The organism is Streptomyces sp. DSM 40750 (assembly GCF_024612035.1).
Lineage (GTDB): Bacteria > Actinomycetota > Actinomycetes > Streptomycetales > Streptomycetaceae > Streptomyces.
In genome coordinates this window covers 6,703,121-6,718,906 of the sequence record NZ_CP102513.1, presented here as the reverse complement: position 1 = coordinate 6,718,906, position 15,786 = coordinate 6,703,121, and the positions used below count along the sequence as shown (strand labels likewise).

9 protein-coding genes and 3 rRNA genes are annotated in these 15,786 nt (G+C 64.8%); 2 read left to right on the top strand and 10 right to left on the bottom strand.

Features of this window, described 5'->3' with window-relative positions:
- Window positions 1–67: 67 nt before the first annotated feature.
- The 6 genes from JIX55_RS29910 to JIX55_RS29885 all read right to left on the bottom strand — a co-directional run bounded on the left by JIX55_RS29910 (window position 68) and on the right by JIX55_RS29885 (window position 8,343).
- The gene (locus JIX55_RS29910) at window positions 68–1,243 is read right to left on the bottom strand and encodes an acetoin utilization protein AcuC (RefSeq protein WP_257566353.1); all 1,176 of its coding nucleotides are present in this window, start codon (window positions 1,241–1,243) and stop codon (window positions 68–70) included.
- Window positions 1,194–2,417, bottom strand: coding sequence for an MFS transporter (locus tag JIX55_RS29905; RefSeq protein WP_257566352.1), 1,224 nt, complete (start codon window positions 2,415–2,417; stop codon window positions 1,194–1,196). Before JIX55_RS29905 ends, JIX55_RS29910 begins: the two co-directional genes overlap by 50 nt.
- A 54-nt stretch (window positions 2,418–2,471) precedes the next feature.
- Window positions 2,472–3,116 carry an HAD family hydrolase gene (locus JIX55_RS29900; RefSeq protein ID WP_257566351.1) on the bottom strand — a complete coding sequence of 215 codons (645 nt, stop codon included), beginning with the start codon at window positions 3,114–3,116 and terminating at the stop codon, window positions 2,472–2,474.
- Window positions 3,117–3,189: 73 nt separating this feature from the next.
- Window positions 3,190–3,306: ribosomal RNA gene (gene rrf / locus JIX55_RS29895) — 5S ribosomal RNA — on the bottom strand.
- Window positions 3,307–3,394: 88 nt separating this feature from the next.
- Window positions 3,395–6,517: ribosomal RNA gene (locus JIX55_RS29890) — 23S ribosomal RNA — on the bottom strand.
- A gap of 300 nt (window positions 6,518–6,817) precedes the next feature.
- Window positions 6,818–8,343 (bottom strand): 16S ribosomal RNA (locus tag JIX55_RS29885).
- The 16S, 23S and 5S rRNA genes sit together here, the layout of an rRNA operon.
- Before the next feature lie 827 nt (window positions 8,344–9,170).
- Here JIX55_RS29885 and trpS point away from each other — a divergent pair.
- Window positions 9,171–10,166: a tryptophan--tRNA ligase gene (gene trpS / locus JIX55_RS29880; protein WP_257566350.1), complete on the top strand. Its 996-nt coding sequence runs from the start codon at window positions 9,171–9,173 to the stop codon at window positions 10,164–10,166.
- A 12-nt stretch (window positions 10,167–10,178) separates the two neighbouring features.
- Here trpS and proC read toward each other — a convergent pair whose 3' ends face one another.
- From proC to JIX55_RS29865, 3 genes are all read right to left on the bottom strand, one after another.
- Window positions 10,179–10,991 carry a pyrroline-5-carboxylate reductase gene (gene proC, locus JIX55_RS29875; RefSeq protein ID WP_257542136.1) on the bottom strand — a complete coding sequence of 271 codons (813 nt, stop codon included), beginning with the start codon at window positions 10,989–10,991 and terminating at the stop codon, window positions 10,179–10,181.
- A 214-nt stretch (window positions 10,992–11,205) separates the two neighbouring features.
- Window positions 11,206–12,021: an ABC transporter permease gene (locus tag JIX55_RS29870; protein WP_257566349.1), complete on the bottom strand. Its 816-nt coding sequence runs from the start codon at window positions 12,019–12,021 to the stop codon at window positions 11,206–11,208.
- Window positions 12,018–12,863 (bottom strand): ABC transporter ATP-binding protein, encoded by an 846-nt coding sequence (locus JIX55_RS29865; protein ID WP_257566348.1) that lies wholly within the window; start codon window positions 12,861–12,863, stop codon window positions 12,018–12,020. Before JIX55_RS29865 ends, JIX55_RS29870 begins: the two co-directional genes overlap by 4 nt.
- 567 nt (window positions 12,864–13,430) lie before the next feature.
- On the opposite strand from JIX55_RS29865, the gene JIX55_RS29860 reads away from it, so the two are divergent.
- The gene (locus tag JIX55_RS29860) at window positions 13,431–15,029 is read left to right on the top strand and encodes a SulP family inorganic anion transporter (protein WP_257566347.1); all 1,599 of its coding nucleotides are present in this window, start codon (window positions 13,431–13,433) and stop codon (window positions 15,027–15,029) included.
- On the opposite strand, the gene JIX55_RS29855 is transcribed toward JIX55_RS29860, so the two are convergent.
- Window positions 14,993–15,784 (bottom strand): class I SAM-dependent methyltransferase, encoded by a 792-nt coding sequence (locus tag JIX55_RS29855; protein ID WP_257566346.1) that lies wholly within the window; start codon window positions 15,782–15,784, stop codon window positions 14,993–14,995. The genes JIX55_RS29860 and JIX55_RS29855 overlap by 37 nt on opposite strands.
- Window positions 15,785–15,786: the final 2 nt, after the last annotated feature.

Here is a 15,786-nt window from a genome sequence, read left to right as displayed (position 1 = left end):
GACGGGGGGTCTCCCCGCTCGAGCGAAGCCGAGAGTCGGGGAGGAACGGGCGGAGGCGAGGAAACCCCTACGGCAACAACCCCCGCAACGGAAACACAGCCTTCCGCGCAGCCAACACCGCCTGATCCAACCGATCCGCGGGGTCGTACCCGGACTCCCAGTCCGCCCAGGCCACAGGCCACCGCCCATCAGTCATCCGCACCGGCGCCAACTGCCGCGTACGAGCAAACACCCGCTGCCGCCACTCCTCAGGAATCGCACTCTCCGGCGCGATCTCCCGCCCCGCCGCGATCCCCACCAGATGCGTCCACGACCGCGGCACCACATCCACCACCGCGTACCCACCCCCACCGAGCGCGACCCACCGCCCGTCAGCGTGCTCATGCGCCAGCTCATGGAGAGCCATCTGCACCGCCCGCTGCGCATCCAACGACACCGCCAGATGAGCCAACGGATCCTCGAAGTGCGTATCGGCCCCATGCTGGGTCACCAGCACCTGCGGCCGGAACTCGGCAAGCACCTCGGGCACCACCGCATGAAACGCCCGCAACCACCCGGCGTCCCCGGTCCCCGCCGGCAACGCCACATTCACGGCCGACCCCTCCGCACTCGACGAGGCCCCCGTCTCCTCGGGCCACCCGGTCTGCGGAAACAACGTCCGAGGATGCTCATGCAGCGAGATCGTCAGAACCCGTGGGTCCTCCCAGAAGGCGGCCTGCACCCCATCCCCGTGATGCACATCGACATCGACATAAGCGACCCGCTCCGCCCCCAGCTCAAGCAACCGGGCAATCGCGATCGACGCATCGTTGTAGATACAGAACCCCGACGCACCGCCGGGCATCGCATGGTGCAGCCCACCCGCGAAGTTCACCGCGTGCAGCGCGTCCCCCCGCCACACGGCCTCAGCCGCCCCCACCGACTGCCCGGCGATCAGAGCAGAAACCTCATGCATCCCGGCGAAGGCCGGATCATCCACGGTCCCCAGCCCGTAAGAACCGTCCGCACCCGCAGGATCCACGGACGCGGCCTTGACCGCCGCCACATAGTCCTCGCGATGCACGAGCCGCAGTGTCGACTCCCCGGCGGGCTTCGCCGAGACGACGTCCATCTCCCCGTCGAGCCCGAAGGCACTCACCAGACTCCGGGTCAACGCCAGCCGGACCGGATCCATCGGATGGTCCGGGCCGAAGTCATAGCCCGTTACTGCCTCGTCCCACATCAGCTGTGCGCGGCCGCTCATGCCCGCCACCGTATCGGTCCGGTTCGGTCTCGAACGACCGGGCGTACACCAACGTCACCAGCACCAACACCATCGGCACGAGCATCGCCCCGCGGTAGCTCCAGAGGTCACCCAAGGCCCCGACCAACGGAGACCCGATCAAAAACCCGACATAGTTGAAGATATTCAGCCGAGCGACGGCCGCATCCGAAGCCCCCGGGAAAAGCCGCCCCGCCGCCGCGAACGTCTGCGGCACCAGCACACACAGTCCGAGCCCCAGCAGCGTGAACCCGAGCATCCCCACCCAGGCCCCCGGCGCGCCCGCCACCACCGCGAACCCGACCGCCGCCACCAGAGCCCCCGCCCGGACGACAGCCGCGGCCCCGAACTTCCGCACCCCGAAGTCCCCGAGGGACCGCCCGATCAACGTGGTGACCATATAGACGTTGTACGGCACGGTCGCCAGTTGCTCACTGCTCCCCAGCACATCCTGCAGATACTTCGCACTCCAGTTGGAGACCGTCGAGTCCCCGATGTACGCGAAGCACATCACCAGACAGAGCGGCAGCAGCATCGCGAAGGCGACGGACCCACCCGCCCCCGCGACGACGGCGTCCTCCTTCTCCTGCTCGGCGGACCCCGCGTCGACGTACCACCGGCTCCCGACCAGCACGGCCGGCAGGAGCACGACCACCACCGGCAGATACGACACCAGCAGCGGCAGCTCCCAGTGCGCCCCCACCCACGCCAGCGAGGCCCCGGCTATCCCACCCAGGCTGTACACGGCGTGGAAGCCGAGCATGATGCTCCGCCCGTACGACCGCTGCAGGCTCACCCCGAGCATGTTCATCGACGCGTCGAGCGCCCCGACCGCCAGCCCGAAGGCCGCCAACGAGCCACCGAGCACGGCCATGTGCTCGCCGGCCCCCACACCGAGCAGCGCCAGGAGCACGACGGGCTGGGACCACCTCAGCACCAGGCTCGGCGGCACCTTCTTCACGAGGTGCTCGGTGCAGACACTGCCGACCCCGGCGAGGATCGGTACGGCGGCGAGGAAAGCGGGCAACAGCGCGTCGGAGACCCCGTACCGGTCCTGAATGGCCGGAATCCGCGTCACGAGCAGCGCGAAGGCGACACCCTGAGCGAAGAAGCTGAACGCCAACGCGGCCCTACCGCGCCGCAGCACATCTGTCATGGCGGCACATTAGGGGCCATGACCTACCCGTGGGTAGAGGAAGTTGAATACTGCTCAACTAAGCAGGTCCAGCAACTCCCCCATGTCCGAGAAATACCCCCTGGCGCCGGCGAGCTTCTCGGCGGGCGTCATCGCCGTGAACCCGTACACATCCATCCCGGCCGCCACACCGGCCCGCACCCCGGCGGGACTGTCCTCGACGACCACACACCGCTCCGGAGCCACACCCATCCGCTCGGCCGCGTACAGGAACAGATCCGGCTCCGGCTTCCCCCGCCCCACGTCCTGCGCGCTGAAGACGAGTCCGGCGCCGAACCACCGGTCGAGCCCGGTCGTCCGATGTCCCACCCTGATCCGCTCATGGCTCCCGGACGAGGCCACGCAGTACGGCACCTCGTCCGCGACCAGCTTCTCCAGCGCCCCGACCACACCGGGAACAGGTTCCAACTCCCGCTCGAACGCGGCGAAGACCCGCCCATGGAAGACATCATCGAAGTCCGTCGGCAACGGCCGGCCCGTTCGCTCCAGCACGAGCTCGTGGACCCGATGCATCGCTGACCCCATGTAGTCACGAATGGAGTCCTCGTACGAGGTCGGATACCCCAACTCGGTGAGATAGGCGGCCAACAGCCGGTTGGAGATCGACTCACTGTCGACGAGAACACCGTCATTGTCGAAGATCACAAGGTCATAGCGCATGGCTCGACCCTAAACGCAGACCGGAAACGCAGAAAGGCCCACACCGTGAGGTGTGGGCCTTTCCGTAATATTTGTTCGGCGGCGTCCTACTCTCCCACAGGGTCCCCCCTGCAGTACCATCGGCGCTGTAAGGCTTAGCTTCCGGGTTCGGAATGTAACCGGGCGTTTCCCTCACGCTATGACCACCGAAACACTATGAAACAATCAACCGCACCACGCTCCGTGGAGACGTGGGGTTGTTCGTGGTTTCAGAACCAACACAGTGGACGCGAGCAACTGAGGACAAGCCCTCGGCCTATTAGTACCAGTCAACTCCACCCCTTACAGGGCTTCCATATCTGGCCTATCAACCCAGTCGTCTACTGGGAGCCTTAACCCATCAAGTGGGTGGGAATACTCATCTCGAAGCAGGCTTCCCGCTTAGATGCTTTCAGCGGTTATCCCTCCCGAACGTAGCCAACCAGCCATGCCCTTGGCAGGACAACTGGCACACCAGAGGTTCGTCCGTCCCGGTCCTCTCGTACTAGGGACAGCCCTTCTCAATATTCCTGCGCGCGCAGCGGATAGGGACCGAACTGTCTCACGACGTTCTAAACCCAGCTCGCGTACCGCTTTAATGGGCGAACAGCCCAACCCTTGGGACCGACTCCAGCCCCAGGATGCGACGAGCCGACATCGAGGTGCCAAACCATCCCGTCGATATGGACTCTTGGGGAAGATCAGCCTGTTATCCCCGGGGTACCTTTTATCCGTTGAGCGACGGCGCTTCCACAAGCCACCGCCGGATCACTAGTCCCGACTTTCGTCCCTGCTCGACCCGTCGGTCTCACAGTCAAGCTCCCTTGTGCACTTACACTCACCACCTGATTGCCAACCAGGCTGAGGGAACCTTTGGGCGCCTCCGTTACTCTTTAGGAGGCAACCGCCCCAGTTAAACTACCCATCAGACACTGTCCCTGATCCGGATCACGGACCCAGGTTAGACATCCAGCACGACCAGACTGGTATTTCAACGACGACTCCACCTGAACTGGCGTCCAAGCTTCACAGTCTCCCAGCTATCCTACACAAGCCGAACCGAACACCAATATCAAACTGTAGTAAAGGTCCCGGGGTCTTTCCGTCCTGCTGCGCGAAACGAGCATCTTTACTCGTAGTGCAATTTCACCGGGCCTATGGTTGAGACAGTCGAGAAGTCGTTACGCCATTCGTGCAGGTCGGAACTTACCCGACAAGGAATTTCGCTACCTTAGGATGGTTATAGTTACCACCGCCGTTTACTGGCGCTTAAGTTCTCAGCTTCGCCACCCCGAAGAGTGACTAACCGGTCCCCTTAACGTTCCAGCACCGGGCAGGCGTCAGTCCGTATACATCGCCTTACGGCTTCGCACGGACCTGTGTTTTTAGTAAACAGTCGCTTCTCGCTGGTCTCTGCGGCCACCCCCAGCTCAGGAAGCAAGTTCCCTCACCAGTGATGGCCCCCCTTCTCCCGAAGTTACGGGGGCATTTTGCCGAGTTCCTTAACCATAGTTCACCCGAACGCCTCGGTATTCTCTACCTGACCACCTGAGTCGGTTTAGGGTACGGGCCGCCATAAAACTCGCTAGAGGCTTTTCTCGACAGCATAGGATCATCCACTTCACCACAATCGGCTCGGCATCAGGTCTCAGACACATGGCATGCGGATTTACCTACACACCGTCCTACACCCTTACCCCGGGACAACCACCGCCCGGGATGGACTACCTTCCTGCGTCACCCCATCACTCACCTACTACCACCTTGGATCAGCGGCTCCACCACTTTCCTTTCCCCGAAGGGTCCGGAACGGCTTCACGGCCTTAGCATTAATGGGTTCGATGTTTGACGCTTCACAGCGGGTACCGGAATATCAACCGGTTATCCATCGACTACGCCTGTCGGCCTCGCCTTAGGTCCCGACTTACCCTGGGCAGATCAGCTTGACCCAGGAACCCTTGGTCAATCGGCGCACACGTTTCTCACGTGTGTATCGCTACTCATGCCTGCATTCTCACTCGTCAACCGTCCACAACTCGCTTCCGCGGCTGCTTCACCCGGCAGACGACGCTCCCCTACCCATCCCAGCGGGCGTTGGCCCTACATGCTGGAATGACACGACTTCGGCGGTACGCTTGAGCCCCGCTACATTGTCGGCGCGGAATCACTAGACCAGTGAGCTATTACGCACTCTTTCAAGGGTGGCTGCTTCTAAGCCAACCTCCTGGTTGTCTGTGCGACTCCACATCCTTTCCCACTTAGCGTACGCTTAGGGGCCTTAGTCGATGCTCTGGGCTGTTTCCCTCTCGACCATGGAGCTTATCCCCCACAGTCTCACTGCCGCGCTCTCACTTACCGGCATTCGGAGTTTGGCTAAGGTCAGTAACCCGGTAGGGCCCATCGCCTATCCAGTGCTCTACCTCCGGCAAGAAACACACGACGCTGCACCTAAATGCATTTCGGGGAGAACCAGCTATCACGGAGTTTGATTGGCCTTTCACCCCTAACCACAGGTCATCCCCCAGGTTTTCAACCCTGGTGGGTTCGGTCCTCCACGAAGTCTTACCTCCGCTTCAACCTGCCCATGGCTAGATCACTCCGCTTCGGGTCTTGAGCGTGCTACTCAAACGCCCTGTTCGGACTCGCTTTCGCTACGGCTACCCCACCCGGGTTAACCTCGCAACACACCGCAAACTCGCAGGCTCATTCTTCAAAAGGCACGCAGTCACGACGTTGAGTACAAGTACTCAACGCGACGCTCCCACGGCTTGTAGGCACACGGTTTCAGGTACTATTTCACTCCGCTCCCGCGGTACTTTTCACCATTCCCTCACGGTACTATCCGCTATCGGTCACCAGGGAATATTTAGGCTTAGCGGGTGGTCCCGCCAGATTCACACGGGATTTCTCGGGCCCCGTGCTACTTGGGTGTCTCTCAAACGAGCCGTACAGATTTCAGCTACGGGGGTCTTACCCTCTACGCCGGACCTTTCGCATGTCCTTCGCCTACCTGTACGGTTTCTGACTCGCCTCACAGCCGGCAGACTGTGAAAGAGAGATCCCACAACCCCGTATACGCAACCCCTGCCGGGTCTCACACGCATACGGTTTGGCCTCATCCGGTTTCGCTCGCCACTACTCCCGGAATCACGGTTGTTTTCTCTTCCTGCGGGTACTGAGATGTTTCACTTCCCCGCGTTCCCTCCACTTGCCCTATGTGTTCAGGCAAGGGTGACAGCCCATGACGACTGCCGGGTTTCCCCATTCGGACACCCCCGGATCAAAGCCTGGTTGACGACTCCCCGGGGCCTATCGTGGCCTCCCACGTCCTTCATCGGTTCCTGGTGCCAAGGCATCCACCGTGCGCCCTTAAAAACTTGGCCACAGATGCTCGCGTCCACTGTGCAGTTCTCAAACAACGACCAACCACCCATCACCCCGAACCAACCGGTTCGAGTGCACTGGGGCCGGCAACTGAGGGGTTCATTCCCTCAGACACCCAACAGCGTGCCCGACCAGCTCCCACCCGAAGATCATGCTTTCCACACTCTCACGAGCAGTACTCACAGCCCCCGACCCGGAAACCAGCCGAATAATCAACGTTCCACCCATGAGCTGACCACCGCAGAACATTTGCCTGCGTAGTGGCTCTGGATCCCTTGCGAGATCTAGATGCTCCTTAGAAAGGAGGTGATCCAGCCGCACCTTCCGGTACGGCTACCTTGTTACGACTTCGTCCCAATCGCCAGTCCCACCTTCGACAGCTCCCTCCCTTACGGGTTGGGCCACCGGCTTCGGGTGTTACCGACTTTCGTGACGTGACGGGCGGTGTGTACAAGGCCCGGGAACGTATTCACCGCAGCACTGCTGATCTGCGATTACTAGCAACTCCGACTTCATGGGGTCGAGTTGCAGACCCCAATCCGAACTGAGACAGGCTTTTTGAGATTCGCTCCGCCTCACGGCTTCGCAGCTCATTGTACCTGCCATTGTAGCACGTGTGCAGCCCAAGACATAAGGGGCATGATGACTTGACGTCGTCCCCACCTTCCTCCGAGTTGACCCCGGCAGTCTCCTGTGAGTCCCCATCACCCCGAAGGGCATGCTGGCAACACAGAACAAGGGTTGCGCTCGTTGCGGGACTTAACCCAACATCTCACGACACGAGCTGACGACAGCCATGCACCACCTGTACACCGACCACAAGGGGGCGACCATCTCTGGCCGTTTCCGGTGTATGTCAAGCCTTGGTAAGGTTCTTCGCGTTGCGTCGAATTAAGCCACATGCTCCGCTGCTTGTGCGGGCCCCCGTCAATTCCTTTGAGTTTTAGCCTTGCGGCCGTACTCCCCAGGCGGGGAACTTAATGCGTTAGCTGCGGCACCGACGACGTGGAATGTCGCCAACACCTAGTTCCCACCGTTTACGGCGTGGACTACCAGGGTATCTAATCCTGTTCGCTCCCCACGCTTTCGCTCCTCAGCGTCAGTAATGGCCCAGAGATCCGCCTTCGCCACCGGTGTTCCTCCTGATATCTGCGCATTTCACCGCTACACCAGGAATTCCGATCTCCCCTACCACACTCTAGTCTGCCCGTATCGAATGCAGACCCGGGGTTAAGCCCCGGGCTTTCACATCCGACGCGACAGACCGCCTACGAGCTCTTTACGCCCAATAATTCCGGACAACGCTCGCGCCCTACGTATTACCGCGGCTGCTGGCACGTAGTTAGCCGGCGCTTCTTCTGCAGGTACCGTCACTTTCGCTTCTTCCCTGCTGAAAGAGGTTTACAACCCGAAGGCCGTCATCCCTCACGCGGCGTCGCTGCATCAGGCTTTCGCCCATTGTGCAATATTCCCCACTGCTGCCTCCCGTAGGAGTCTGGGCCGTGTCTCAGTCCCAGTGTGGCCGGTCGCCCTCTCAGGCCGGCTACCCGTCGTCGCCTTGGTGAGCCATTACCTCACCAACAAGCTGATAGGCCGCGGGCTCATCCTTCACCGCCGGAGCTTTCCACACTCATCGGATGCCCGAGAGTGTTGTATCCGGTATTAGACCCCGTTTCCAGGGCTTGTCCCAGAGTGAAGGGCAGATTGCCCACGTGTTACTCACCCGTTCGCCACTAATCCCCACCGAAGTGGTTCATCGTTCGACTTGCATGTGTTAAGCACGCCGCCAGCGTTCGTCCTGAGCCAGGATCAAACTCTCCGTGAATGTTTACCCGTAATCGGGTGCACACATCACGAGAGCGGAACAGCCAGGCGGAATAAGCCCGGCCGTTCACAGCGTCCTCGCTGTGTTTATTTCAAAGGAACCTCGCCCCAACCGAATGGCCGGGAACGGGGTATCAACATATCTGGCGTTGATTTTTGGCACGCTGTTGAGTTCTCAAGGAACGGACGCTTCCTTTGTACTCACCCAAGTTATCCTCAGGCTTTCCTCCGGGCGCTTCCCTTCGGTCTTGCGTTTCCGACTCTATCAGATCGTTTTCCGATCCGATTTCCTCGGTGCTTTCCAGGTTTCCGCTTCCGCGTTTCCCTTTCCGGCGGTTCCGACTCTATCAGATCCTTTCGGGCCTGATTCCCAGTCAGCGGGAGTTGCCTTCGCGGCTGTTGCGCCGTTCCGACGAGTGAGACTTTAGCGGATTCCCGGCTCCCGAGCTAATCGGGGGCCGCGTCCTTTCGAACGTGGATTCCTCATTTCGCAAATACGCATGCCAATGGCACGACGACGGATCGCCGATTGTTGGTGGTTACTGCGAAATGGCTGTCCGGGGACCGACCTAGATCGGCGCTCACGTCGGACAACCCGGAGAACACTACGTACCGGCTCAGGGTGTGTCAACTCGCTGTCGGCTGGTCCCCCTGAGGCATAGCCTGACCCCCATGACTACGCGTACGTGTCACCAGCAGTGGTGGGCCGCCTGACGGCGGCCGTGCTCACGTATGCACTCGACGGCCGCCTCCCCGGCGGCCGTTCTCGTATCTCCCTCCTGAGGGTCGGTCGGCCGGTGGCGGCGGTCCTGACCAGGAGGTGGAGAGATGACACGGGTCTTCAGCGGGATCAAGCCGACGGGGCATCTGACGCTCGGGAACTACCTGGGAGCCGTACGGCAGTGGGCCGAGGTCGACCAGCACCGTACGGACGCCCTGTTCTGCGTCGTGGATCTGCACGCGCTGACCCTGGATCACGATCCGGCGCGGGTGCGCAGGCTCACTCGGCAGGCGGCGACGTTGTTGCTGGCGTCGGGGCTGGATCCGGAGCTGTGCACCGTCTTCGTACAGAGTCAGGTGGATGAGCACGCGCGGTTGTCGTATCTGCTGGAGTGTGTGGCCACGGACGGCGAGATGCGGCGGATGATCCAGTACAAGGAGAAGGCGGCGCGGGAGCGGGAGCGGGGTGGGAGTGTTCGGCTGTCGTTGCTGACGTATCCCGTGCTGATGGCGGCGGACATCCTGGCGTACGGGACCGATGAGGTGCCGGTCGGTGACGACCAGACGCAGCATGTGGAGCTGACGCGGGATCTGGTGGTGCGGTTCAACCAGCGGTACGGGCAGACGTTCGTGGTGCCGCGAGCCACCTCGCCGAAGGTGGGTGCCCGGGTGATGAACCTGCAGGAGCCGACTTCGAAGATGGGCAAGACGGACGACGTCGGTCCGGGGATCGTCTATCTGCTGGACGAGCCGGATGTGGTGCGGAAGAAGGTCATGCGGGCCGTGACCGACAGTGGGCGGGATGTCGTCTACGACCGGGAGGAGCGGCCGGGGCTCGCGAATCTGCTGGAGATCCTGGCTGCGTGTGAGGGTGGGAACCCCGAGGACCTGAGCGGTGTATATGAATCGTACGGAGCACTGAAGAAGGACACCGCAGAGGCCGTGGTCGAGCTCCTCAAGCCCGTACAGGAGAGGCACAAGAAGTTGTGCGCGGATCCTGGGTATGTGGAGGGGGTGCTGCGGTTGGGTGCGGAGAAGGCCAGAAGGATGGCTCGACCGAGGGTGGATGAGGCGTATCGGGCGATCGGTCTTCTGGCCGGTTGACCGCGGGCGACGTCAGCTGTTGTTGCCGGAGGCCAGTGCGCGGCTGCGGTCGCGGGCTGCCTCCAGCGCGGCGATCAGTGCGGCGCGTACTCCGTGGTTCTCGAGTTCGCGGATGGCGCTGATCGTCGTGCCGGCGGGAGAGGTGACGTTCTCGCGGAGTTTGACGGGGTGTTCGCCGCTGTCGCGGAGCATCGTGGCCGCGCCGATGGCGGACTGGACGATGAGGTCGTGGGCCTTGTCGCGGGGCAGGCCGAGGAGGATGCCCGCGTCGGTCATGGCTTCGACCAGGTAGAAGAAGTACGCCGGGCCCGAGCCGGAGAGGGCGGTGCAGGCGTCCTGCTGGGACTCGGGGACGCGGAGGGTCTTGCCGACGGCGCCGAAGATCTCCTCGGCGTGCGCGAGATCGGCCTCGCTCGCGTGGCTGCCGGCGGAGATGACGGACATGGCCTCGTCGACGAGAGCGGGGGTGTTCGTCATGACACGGACGACGGGGGTGCCTGCGGCCAGGCGCTCCTCGAAGAAGGAGGTGGGGATGCCCGCCGCGCCGCTGACGACCAGGCGGTCGGCGGGGGTGTGCGGGGCGAGTTCGTCGAGGAGGGTGGCCATGTCCTGGGGCTTGACCGTCAGGATCAGCGTGTCGGCGGTCTTCGCGGCCTCGGCGTTGGTGACCGGGGTGACGCCGTAGCGGGTGCGGAGCTCTTCGGCGCGTTCGGGGCGGCGGGCGGTGACCAGGAGGTCGGTGGGCGCCCAGCCGGCTCGGATCATGCCGCTGAGCAGGGCCTCGCCGATCTTGCCGGTGCCGAGGACTGCGACTTTCTGGGTCATGGTGCGGGTGCCCTCCGGGGTGCGTCGTCCTGGGGTCATCCTCGCACTGGGCGTGGGGGTTCGGCTGGGGTGTCCGGTGGGCGGGACGTTCGGTGAGCTGTTGCCCGGTGGCTGTGGCTGGCCGGGGCGGAGCTTGTCGGCTTGCAGGGTGCCGCTGCACCTGCCCGTGCCGCCCCTGGCGACACGACGGCCCGCAGTTGGGGACAGCGGGGGACTACGTCGTTCGGCGCCTCAGGGTTGCCGCTCCCACGGTCAGGACCAGGAGGGCGCAGCTCGCGACGACGGCGATGTCTCGTACGAAGTGGGTGGTCATGTCGGTGTGAAGGAGGACTTCGTTCATGCCGTCGACGGCGTAGGACATGGGGAGGACGTTGGAGATGGCTTCCAGGGCGGGGTGCATGTCGGGTCGGGGGGTGAAGAGGCCGCAGAGGAGGAGTTGCGGGAAGATCACGGCCGGCATGAACTGGACTGCCTGGAACTCGGAGGAGGCGAAGGCCGAGACGAAGAGGCCGAGGGCGGTGCCCAGCAGGGCGTCGAGGAGGGCGACGATCAGCAGGAGCCAGGGGGAGCCGGTGACGTCCAGGTCGAGGAACCAGACGGCCAGACCCGTGGCGAGGGCGGACTGGATGATCGCCAGGGTGCCGAAGGCCAGGGCGTAGCCGGCGATGAGGTCTCCCTTGCCGAGGGGCATGGAGAGGAGGCGTTCCAGGGTGCCGGAGGTGCGTTCGCGCAGGGTCGCGATCGAGGTCACCAGGAACATCGTGATCAGCGGGAAGATGCCGAGGAGTGAGGCGCCGATGGAGTCGAAGACGCGTGGGCTGCCGTCGAAGACGTAGCGGAGCAGGAACAGCATCACGCACGGGATGAGGATGAGCAGCGCGATCGTGCGGGGGTCGTGGCCGAGTTGGCGGAGGACTCGGGCGGCTGTGGCTGTCGTACGGGAGTAGTTGAGTGCCCTGGGGCGAGGGCCCCTGGAGGCGGTGGACGCGGTCGTCCTCGTCTTCGTGTCGGCGTTCTTCGTCGTGGTCATCGTGTCGGCTCCTTCTGATGTGCCTCGGTCCCGGGGGCAGCCGTGGTCGCGGTGGCCTCGTCGACCAGGCGGAGGAAGGCCGCTTCGACTGTTTCCGAGTGGGTGCGGGTACGGAGGGCCTCGGGGGTGTCGTCGGCGAGGATCTCGCCCTCGCGCATGAGGAGGAGGCGGTGGCAGCGCTCGGCCTCGTCCATGACGTGGGAGGAGATCAGCAGGGTCGCCCGGCGCTCGGCGGCGATGGTGTGGAAGAGGTTCCAGAGTTCGCGGCGGAGGACGGGGTCCAGGCCGACGGTGGGTTCGTCGAGGACCAGGAGTTCGGGGGTGCCGAGGAGGGCCACGGCCAGGGAGACGCGGCTGCGTTGGCCGCCGGAGAGGTTGCCGGCGAGGGCGTCGGCGTGGGTGGTGAGGTCCACATCGGCGATGGCCCGGGTGACGTTCTCGTGGCGGCGGTCGGCGGCGGCGCGGCCGGGGTCGAGGATCGCGGCGAAGTAGGCGAGGTTCTGGCGGACCGTGAGGTCGGCGTAGACGGAGGGGGCCTGGGTGACGTAGCCGATACGGGAGCGGAGGGTGGCGTCGCCTGCGGGGTGGCCGAGGACGTTCAGGGTGCCGGTGACCTTGGCCTGGGTGCCGACGATCGCGCGCATCAGGGTGGATTTGCCGCAGCCGGAGGGGCCGAGGAGGCCGGTGATCTGGCCCTGGGGGACGGCGAAGTCGAGGTCGCGTAGGACCGTGCGGGGGCCTCGGGTGACGGTGAGGTCCTGGGCGCGGATGGCGGGGACGGAAGGGGAGCCGCCGGAGGTGGGGGGTTGGGGTAGGGGCTCCTTCGAAGAGTAATTCATCATGTGATGAATAATGCTCGGGGTGGGTTGGAGGCGTCAAGGGCTGGGGCGGGGTGGGGTCGTTGCGCCTGGTTGCGAGGTTCCGCCTGCTCCTGCTGCGGGGTTCGGGTGGGCGGAGGTGTGGCGCGGCGCGGTGGGAGTAGAGAGGGGCGCGGGCGCTCGGCGGGAGTGATCGGAGGAGGGGATTCCGGGGTGTGCGCTTCTGCTGCGGGGCGGTGATCGCGGGAAGGGGGTGTGGACGTTGCTCGCTTTGGGTGACAATTGGTTGCGGAGCGTGGTCGGCGTCGCGGGCCGCGCGATGTCGCCCGGGTGATGTGTCTCCCGTTGTGAGTTCTTGGTGATCACCGTCGGGTTCGTCCCCAGGCTCGGGACTGCGCATCTTCTGTCGGGCACCCCTGTCGATCGCCGGCTGCCGGAGGTGTGTCTCTCATGCGTAATGGCTCAAGTCCATTTCGATCCCGGTCTCCCTTTCGACCCCGGGCTCGGACTCGGTTTCGCCCCCGCCCCCACCCCCGCCCTCGTCCTGGGTTTCGGTTTCGGGTGCCCGAGGGCTCGTTGTGGCGGGGGGAGTTGGCGGCCTCGGTCGTGGTGTTTCTTGTGGCGTTGCCGTTGTGTGTCGGGGTTGCGGTGGCTTCGGGGGTGCCTGCGGAGTTGGGGCTGGTCACCGGGATCGTCGGCGGGCTGGTTGTCGGCGTGTTGCCCGGGAGCAGCCTGCAGGTGAGTGGGCCGGCGGCCGGGCTGACCGTGCTGGTGTACGAGGCCGTGCGGGAGTACGGGGTACAGGCGCTGGGTGTGCTGGTGGTCGGAGCCGGGGTGGTGCAGCTCGGGTTGGGGGCGTTGCGGCTGGGGCGATGGTTCCGGGCCGTGTCGGTGGCTGTGGTGCAGGGGATGCTCGCCGGGATCGGGCTGGTGCTGGTGGCGGGGCAGGTGTACGCCCTGGGGGATGTGGCCGCGCCCGGTGGTGGAGGGATCGGCAAGCTGGTGGGGCTCGGGGCGTTGCCCGGTGCCGTCGATCCCGTGGCGCTCGCGGTCGGGGGCGCCACCGTTGTCGTACTGGTGGTGTGGCCGCGGTGGCGGTGGGGGGTGCGTTTCGTGCCCGCGCCGTTGGTGGCTGTCGGGGGTGCGGCACTGGTGACCTGGGTGTTCGACCTGGGGGTGCGGCGGGTCGAGGTGCGGGGGCTGCTGGAGGCCGTGCGGGTGCCGTCGGTCGATGATCTGGGGTTACTCGCGGAGGTGGGGGTGGTCGGGACCGTTCTCGCCTTCGCGCTGATCGCCTCGGCCGAGTCGTTGTTCAGTGCGGCGGCCGTGGATCAGCTGCATGACGGGCCGCGGACCGACTACGACCGGGAGTTGGTCGCCCAGGGGGTCGGGAACGTGGTGTGTGGGGCGCTCGGGGCGTTGCCGATGACCGCGGTGATCGTGCGGAGTGCGGCGAATGTGCGGGCGGGGGCGCGGACCAAGGCCTCGCGGGTGCTGCACGGGATGTGGTTGCTGGTGTTCGCGGCCCTGCTGCCCGGGGTGCTCGGGGTGATTCCCGTCGCGGCGCTCGCCGGGCTGCTGGTGCACGCGGGGTGCAAGCTCGTGCCCGTACAGGAGTTGGGGGCCTTGTGGCGGGGGCGGGATCGCGGGGAGATGGTGGTGCTGGGGGCGACCGCCTTGGCGATCGTGGCCTGGAATCTGTTCGAGGGTGTGCTCGTGGGGCTCGCGTTGGCCGTGGCCAAGACCGCGTGGGACATCAGCCATGTGCATGTGGAGACCGAGGACCGGGGGGATGCGGGGGTTGTCGTGCGGGTGGTCGGGAACGCGACGTTCTTGCGATTGCCGACATTGCTGGACGCGTTGGAAGGGGTGCCTCGAGAGCGGGGTGTGCGGCTGGAGTTGAGCGGGTTGCGACATGTGGATCACGCGTGTGCGGCGGCTATGGAGGCTTGGGCGGCGGCGTGGCTTGTGGATCAGGAGGGGAAGGGGAAGGGCGAGGAGGGGGACTCGGGCTCGGGCGTGGAAAGAGGCACGGGTGCGGGGAGATGCCCGGGAGAGGGCGATGAGGGAGGCCGGTCTCACGTGGGTCGCCCTCAAGGGGTCGGGATTCAGGAGGGTGGGCCTGAGGAGGGTCTGCTTGACGAGGGTGCGGCTCAGGGGCGGATGGCCAGTAGTAGGTCTACGTCGTAGGTCTCTTCGATGGTTTCGGTGGGGAAGAGCTTGCGGAGGTGGGCTCGTTCCTCGGTGAAGAACTCGGTGGTGGCCTCTTCGCCGAGGACCAGGAACGCCGAGTGGCTGGCGATGTTGGCCAGGTGGGTGTCGAGGGAGACCTCGCGGCTCCAGCGGATCTGGCGGCGGGTGAAGTCCAGGCGGCCGGCGGTGTCGGCGAGGGCGGCGGGGGCACCGGAGCCGCTCTTCTCGATCGGGGTGTCGGGGTCGACGCCGAGGAAGCGGTGGATGCGGGTGGTGGCGTCGGCGATCCAGGGGATGTCGACTGCGTCGGTGTTCCACCAGAGGGCGAGTGAGCCGCCGGGGCGGAGCACGCGGAGAGCCTCCGGGACCGAGCGGGTGGGGTCGGTCCAGTGCCAGGACTGGGCGTAGGTCAGGAAGTCGGTGGAGGCGGTGGCTACGGGGAGGGCGTTGCCGTCGCCGCGGATGAGGGGGATGTGGGGGTGGGTGCGGCGGAACTGGGCGGCCATGCCGGCGCCGGGTTCCACGGCGAGGACGTGGGCGCCGCGGGTGTGGAGGAGGGTGGTGGATATGCCGGTGCCGGCGCCTACGTCTACGGCTCTTGCTCCGGGGAGGGGGCGGGGGGTGAGGGATTCGATGGTGTCGAAGAGGGTGGGTGGGTAGGAGGGGCGGCTCGCTGCGTATTGGGCTGCGGCGGTGTTGAAGGAGTGGGCTCGGGTGGTGTGGGAGGGGTGAGGGCGGCGGGGGGTGGTCATGG